A 6,958-nucleotide genomic window follows, 5' to 3' on the forward strand; every position below is an offset into this window, starting at 1 on the left:
CGTGCGAATACGCCCGTTTTTCAATACTTGCCTTCCCAAAATAGCCGAGGAACCGGATAGTTGGATTAATAATAATTTCCAACTACTGGAGTTGCTGCATGAGCTTTTTGAAAGGTAATGGGGTATTACTATTCACTTTCTCAGATTCAATCAACTTCTCAGATTCAATCAACGTGGTTTCATCCGCAGCGGTAACCGGTTGTTGCAGCAGGTTTTGATGAAGTTGGTCATAAAGGGGTTAAACAACGCAGCGCAGCGAATTATCTAATCCGCCATGGTCTTACAGCTGAGTTCGATACCGTGCTGCTTAAACAACGCCTCTTGACGATAAAGCGGTAACTCATACTGATATTTGCTGGTGATGATTTGACTTAACAGGCTGGGGGTTGTATAACCTTTTGTTATAACACTGCGAGGCACAGACGCTTGCTTAACCGTGTTGCTGATACCATCCTTTTCGCAGGTGCGGCACGCATATTTAGGGCGTACATGCTCAATCACTTTTACCTGAGCAGGGATAAACTGAAGCTTCTCTGACTTATCTTCGCCGATACAGTGCAATTCGCTGGCGCAGCAGTCACAGTTTTTTTCGTCTTCAGCGGTACCGCGAACGAGCACTTCACGAGGCGCTTCTTCAGGCAAAGGCTCACGCTTGGGTTTATTTCGCGTATGGCTAATCGCTCCCTGTTCGGGCGTTTTCACCTCTGAAGCCAGTTCTTCGGCCTCATTAAACAATTCACCCTGTCCAGAGTGGCCCTCGGTACTTTTACCGAACTTATTATGCTGGGCAACACGGAACTGCTCTTCCAAGTATTGGCAACGCGAGAGAACCTGCGACAACATTTTTTCGGTGTTATTGGGTCGTCAGGTAAGTTTTCGATATCAATATTCATGACGTTAATATCTTGCAATAACCTACTGATTGCACGACGTTCTTAAGACTATTTCGTGATCGATAATAGCTACTTATGATCACCGGTTATAGCCAGAGGCATTGCAATGTAAGGGCTGACGACCTATCACGTTAAAGCCGTATAGCAACTACGCAACTGTTGTTCACTCAGGAGCATATGCTGTAACTCAACATCATTTGGCCATTTAAAGCGATGATTCTGTCGAGTAGCCAGACCCGATTACTCGAACCCAGCCCTCTGAGAACGGTATGTGCGAGTTTCTCGCATACCGCTCAAGTCGTTATAACGCCATGTAGGATGGCGCAGTTGTATTTTGCCCCTATGAATGCTGTTATGTCAATAAGGATGAACAACCACGGTATTAGTCGCTTTATTATCAACACCTAAATATAAAGGTACTAGGCGATGAATATTCCAACCAGTTTTAGCCGATATTTTTTCTTTGCAATACAAACACTCACCATTTTGACGTGATAATAATCTATGCAGACGTTCTTTGTTGCGAGAATTTACTAACAGCTCAAGCCGAGATTCAAAGTAGGTTTCATGTGTCGGATCGTAAGGGTTTGAATCGGGGTTGATCTTTGGATGTCGCACAATCGGCATTGCAGCTAACCGAAATAAGCCTTTTGTTTACCACCGATGAAGAATGTCCAATTACGCCTCCAAACAACGTGGAAGTATCTAGCCCTAATCCAGTATTTTCCTTTCCTAGGATGTCTACGACATGCCCATTTCCTGAGTAGCAATCATAAATCAGAGTCAATTTTGCAAAATACTTCCTTTGTGACACTGTGTCGGTGATAATTACACCAACCTCTTAATATTGGATTAAGCTGAAAGATTAGCCTGTCTTGTCGACTAGAGCGATATTTGGTGATCGTAAGTCTCAACTTATTCATCAGGTGTAGAACGCTTTTGCTACTGAGTTTGACCAATAATTTGCCATTATACTTTCTGAGATTTTGACCAAGTAAATCAAAAACCTCTGATATATGGAACGTGTGCTTTTTCTGGCGGCAATGCCAAATCACGTTGGGACATAAATTCATTAATACAAGGCAATATTGTATCTACGAAAAACGCTTGAGAATGAGCCGTTATAACAAAATCATCAGCATATCTGATTACAGAAACGCTCTTCATCGGTTTCTGTGCACCTCTATGTTTCCCATCAACAGTTAAAAAGTTATGGTGCGCCCTTTCCTCGTTAGGGTCCTCCTGAGCAGAGTTCCCCCAAGTCAACAGTAATATGGCGCACTAAGACTTCCAGCATCTACTACCTAATCACTTATGGATTCGCTTTTAAGCTCCTGAGCGTGCTTCCTGTTCGCTCTGTCTGATTGGAAGCCATTACCAGACAGACCGGCTTTGTTGATAGCTAGAGCCAAACGCTTAATAATACTCAGGTCAATACTGGATCTCACAGGATCCTGAGAATTCCATCCTGTACCTTTGCCCCGGCCATAGATCCCGGTCGGACAGTACATCTCTTACCATTACGATATGTACTGTACTGACCCCATTCCCAACAAAATGAAGCCTCCAACGTGAACATGATATCGAAACTCAATCCCGCGGCTTTATTACCTGCTGTCTACGTTTCACGAATAACGTTGCCGTCACCCATGCAAGACTCGCTTCCGGCTAGTGGTTAGCTTTTACCGGGAGGGGGTTGAACCCTCTGGAATTCAACGAATAATTTTGGTTACAACATAGTTACCTCCTTTATTCTCAGGCTTAGCCTGTCGCAAGTTGGGCACATTCACGCCGTAAGTTCATGGAAGCCAAAAAAGGCGCAGGTAAAAAAGGAAGTGGTAAAGCGGATTGGGCTCTGAATCACATCCAAAAGCTCTACCGCATAGAAACGCAGCTTAAAGGCGAAACGGTGGAAGTGCGTTACCTCACCCTACAAGAAAAGAGCCTGCCGTTACTCAATCAGCTCCATACATGGCTAGAGAAATCAGTTCAACAAGTGTTACCGAAAACCAAATTAGGTGAAGCAATACAATATTGCTTGAACCAATGGGAAGAGCTTGCACGCTATACACTCGATGGATTACTGAATATCGATAACAATCGCGCTGAGCGCGATTAAACCGTTCGTCATCAGCCGAAAGAACTGGCTGTTTAGTAAAACCGCCGCGGGCGCAAACGCCAGTGCGGTTATCTACAGCATTATCGAAACGGCAAAGGCCAACGACCTCAATGTGTTCGAGTATATGATGACTTGCCTTGATGAACTCAGTCGGCCCAACGCCGATATCGAGCAACTTCTACCATGGCAATTTGCGAAGCGTTAGGTGGGATTGCCAGACGCTTACGCTAAGACAACGCTATTTAGCCAACCAAAGTTTTTTGGACTATAACGACGTTATTGAGAAGGTTTGTTGTGCTTGGAAGAAATTTCTATTCTGCACATATAGGGACGCAAAAATGTGCTTTTGAAGCTGGTTCTGCCTGACAAGTTATTTTTGCAGAATGGTATAAATTGTCGTTTATTGAAACTCACTCGTAACTGTAGAGGCATTGAATTACGAGCGTACTTCATTCTCAGGAGTTACTAACTGAATCACGAAAAAAAACCCCATAAAAAATAACTTATGGGGTTTTTTGTACATAATGATACTATTTATTTAAGCAAAAAGATTAGAAACGCCCTCTAAAGCCAACATACCAACGTTGACCTATTGCATCATATGTACCTGCGTCAGTTTCTGTACCAGTACTGTTACCCGGTAATCCAGTAATAATTGGTGGTGGATCGTTATCCAACAGATTATCAACTCCTCCATATACTTCAAAAGCATCGTTAATCTGATAGTTTACTTGTGCATCAACATATATCTCAGCATCTACCGTTACGCCCTCAGGAGGCACATCGAAGCCAGCTAAGAACTGGTCATCTAATGCAGATTCGCCAATATATGTAGTGCTAAGGTTTACTCCGATATCACCAATTTCGTACCCTACGTTAAGGTTCCAACGATGTTCAGCAGCACCCAATTCACCTACAAACGGATCCGGCTCACTGCCGGGTAAAGAAATTATTTCACCATCTATAGCGTAAGTGTAAGCAAGTCTTGCTCTTAAGTTTCCACCGCCAACTTCCGAGCTATAAGTCGTTGTAACGTCGATACCTTCAGTACTTAATCCACCGCTGTTCGATACTGCGCTATCAATGAATTCTAACGACCCTGCATTATTATTACCCGCAGCAACTGGACGTCTTGTAATGAAGTCACAGAATTGTGTATCACCGCCACCGTAACACTGGTCAAGAATAAACTGACGCGGAGTAGAAACAATCGCGTCCTCTATTTCAATGTTAAAATAGTCAATTGTAAAACTCATGTCTTCTACTACGGCAATACCAGAATCCTCCGGAGATATTACCACGCCAATAGTAGTTGAACGGCCAACTTCTTCAGTTAAATTTGGATTACCTCGATTGAAGCCACTGATGCCTTGCAAATCAGACTGAGATAATGTGAATACTCCGCCATTATCTTCAATGTTCTGTACTACGCCAGGGTCAGCAAGACAGGAAGCTGGCGTTGGAGTAGCCGCGCACGGATCATTAAGCCCCGAAGGAAAGGTTTGACTCGGGGGACTAAATAATTCGTTGATATTTGGAGCCCGTGTTGATTGTGCTTCGATCGCCCTTAGCTTCAACCAATCCGTTGGTTCCCACTCAAAGCCCACATTCCAACTCGTAGTGCTTCCTACCGTTGAATAATCAGATGCGCGTATAGCTGCTCTTAACCCTAATGTATCAATGATTGGAACGTTTGCTTCTAAATAGAACTCAGTGACATCAAACTCACCAAAAGTTGCAGGTATAGCGTTACCAGCATTCAAACCAGCTTGTTGAAGAGGGTCAAATTGGTCTCTACTTTTCTCTTCTCTGTATTCAAAACCAGCAGCAATGCCCAATGGTCCAGCGGGTAACTCAAATAAATCACCAGTTATATTACCTCCCACTATTTCTTGTTGCAAAGAGGTAATAAGTAACGAAGGCGCGGACACATAATTTGCAGCTTCTGGAGTTATTGCTCCATTGCCGAATATGTTGATTGGCACACAACCAAAAGAACGTGCAGTTGCGTCTAAACATATCGCCTCATCAGTTATACCGTCACCATCAAGATCAGGTGTGTCAGTTATAGCTTCTAACGCATATCTGAAGTTTTGAACGTTCACCAAACCATTTGAAACTTGTGACTCGTTAGTTTGACCGTAGACGTAATAAAAATCATAAAACCAATCTTCAAATACAACACCTTCTAGGCCAACCGAAAATCTGTAAGTATCGCGTTCCGCAGTATTGCCTCGGTTACCAATGTCCGATAGACGTTTCGCGAAGAAAAAGTCGTTAAGGCCATCACCGTTGCTATCAGCGCCCGCGTCAAGGATTTCAGCAGGAACAAAAGGGTTATTGTATATAACACCGTCTAACTCAAATTGCATTGGCACACGGCCATCTTCGTATATGTCGTCAGAAGCGAATGGAAATGGTTCTAGCTCTGTCGTTGTTTGAGTTGAAGCGTATGTACCCTCAAAGAAAACAGAATGGTTCTCATTCAATTCGTAGTCGCCTTTCGCAGAAAACAAATAACGCTCTGTAGGAATTGCTATTGTACGACTACCATTACGATTGAAACCATCAGGACCAATCGTGCCATCACCGTTGGTACTGAAACCGTTTTGGAGTTGGTTATTAGAATCAAAAGTAAATCTACTATCGCCAGTGTCAAAGCGGCCTTGTGGAGGAAATGAAGAAAAGAATGGCTCTCTAGCAGTGAAAAAATCAGCAGGGTCACCACTAAACAACGCCTCACTGATGATATCTGTATCAGATCTGTCGCGATCTCGAGAAAACACACTTCCTTGGTCGCTGTAAGCCAAATGGAACATCATTTTTCCACGACCATCGTCACTTGACAAACCACTGGTTATATTGAATTGGCGTTGAGTGTTGTCACCTTCAGCTGATTGTCCATACTGAGCTTCGACTTCAACCCCTTCGAAGTCATCTTTAAGTACTAAGTTAACTACACCGGCTACAGCGTCAGACCCGTAAACAGAAGAAGCTCCACCCGTCAATATTTCTACACGTTCGATGAATTGAGCAGGAATAGTATTCAAATCAACCGCTGAAGAACCCGGCTGTCCAGCAACATAGCGTCTGCCGTTAACTAGAACTAGTGTTCTCGCAGTGCCTAAATTTCTTAAGTCGACCGTGGCAATACCTGCACTCGAAGTACTGAAGTTTGAGTTTGTCCGACTGATAGCTGGGGTACCAAACGTTGGATTCTCTAGTAACAAATCCTGAATATTTGCTATACCTGATGCATCGATATCACTTGCATTTACAATCTGTAATGGTGATGGAGAACTTAATGATGCGCTACGAATTCTTGAGCCAGTCACTTCGATTTTCTCAAGTGTTTCAGCCTCGGATTCTTGCGCAACGGCAGTACTAGTAGCCGTCAGTGTCCCCACTGAAAAACTGGCTACTAAACCTAACTTAATAGATTTATAAATGTTGCTCTTTGAAAACATTGTGGTCTCCCTAGACTTTGTTTTTCATTTTTTAATTATATCTTTTTATTTTTTATCACAATTATCGAGTGCTCGAACATCGATTTTGCGACAACGCCAACGAGTATAGAACGTAGTTTAATGTAAAGTCAATCTCCTGGAATTTTGTTACGGAAGATGCGAATAAATCCCCGATGTGAGTTCATAGCAGAACAGTAAATTATAGCCATTTATGTCTATGAGTCACCCAAAGCAACCGCACAAGAGTTTAGTTTTTAAACATTTTCGTCATACCGGCGCTCATTACGGCTTCTAGGTAGTTAGTTTTCATGAATGCATTTTTTCTGTTTTCTTGGAATACTCAGTTCTGCTGACACTGCTTTGAGCATGTTCAACTCTAATTTACGTAAAGTCGCTAGGTTTTCAACGCCATGACTCTGATAAATTAGGAAATTATCTTTCCCCATACTCACATCTATACTGCTGGTCGATCAAAACCC

General features: G+C 42.9%; 5 protein-coding genes. 2 read left to right on the forward strand and 3 right to left on the reverse strand.

The annotated features are described in order from the left end of the window. Positions 1-264 precede the first annotated feature (264 nt). A complete protein-coding gene (locus KUL49_RS20485) occupies positions 265-843 on the reverse strand; it encodes an IS66 family transposase zinc-finger binding domain-containing protein (protein WP_373995668.1) in 579 nt (192 codons plus the stop codon). An 820-nt stretch (positions 844-1,663) separates the two neighbouring features. After that, positions 1,664-1,966, reverse strand: coding sequence for a group II intron maturase-specific domain-containing protein (locus KUL49_RS21555; protein ID WP_131138437.1), 303 nt, complete (start codon positions 1,964-1,966; stop codon positions 1,664-1,666). Between the two features lie 728 nt (positions 1,967-2,694). On the opposite strand from KUL49_RS21555, the gene KUL49_RS21420 reads away from it, so the two are divergent. Both KUL49_RS21420 and KUL49_RS21425 read left to right on the forward strand, forming a co-directional pair. Beyond that, the gene (locus tag KUL49_RS21420) at positions 2,695-3,012 is read left to right on the forward strand and encodes a transposase (protein ID WP_242633922.1); all 318 of its coding nucleotides are present in this window, start codon (positions 2,695-2,697) and stop codon (positions 3,010-3,012) included. Between the two features lie 127 nt (positions 3,013-3,139). Continuing rightward, entirely contained in the window at positions 3,140-3,217 is a 78-nt protein-coding gene (locus tag KUL49_RS21425; RefSeq protein ID WP_242633923.1) for a hypothetical protein, read from the forward strand. A gap of 346 nt (positions 3,218-3,563) precedes the next feature. Here the strand turns inward: KUL49_RS21425 and KUL49_RS20500 are convergent, their stop codons facing one another. Then, entirely contained in the window at positions 3,564-6,479 is a 2,916-nt protein-coding gene (locus KUL49_RS20500) for a TonB-dependent siderophore receptor (RefSeq protein WP_131138438.1), read from the reverse strand. Positions 6,480-6,958 lie beyond the last annotated feature (479 nt).

Source organism: Alteromonas sp. KUL17, from assembly GCF_006538305.1.
Lineage (GTDB): Bacteria > Pseudomonadota > Gammaproteobacteria > Enterobacterales > Alteromonadaceae > Alteromonas > Alteromonas macleodii.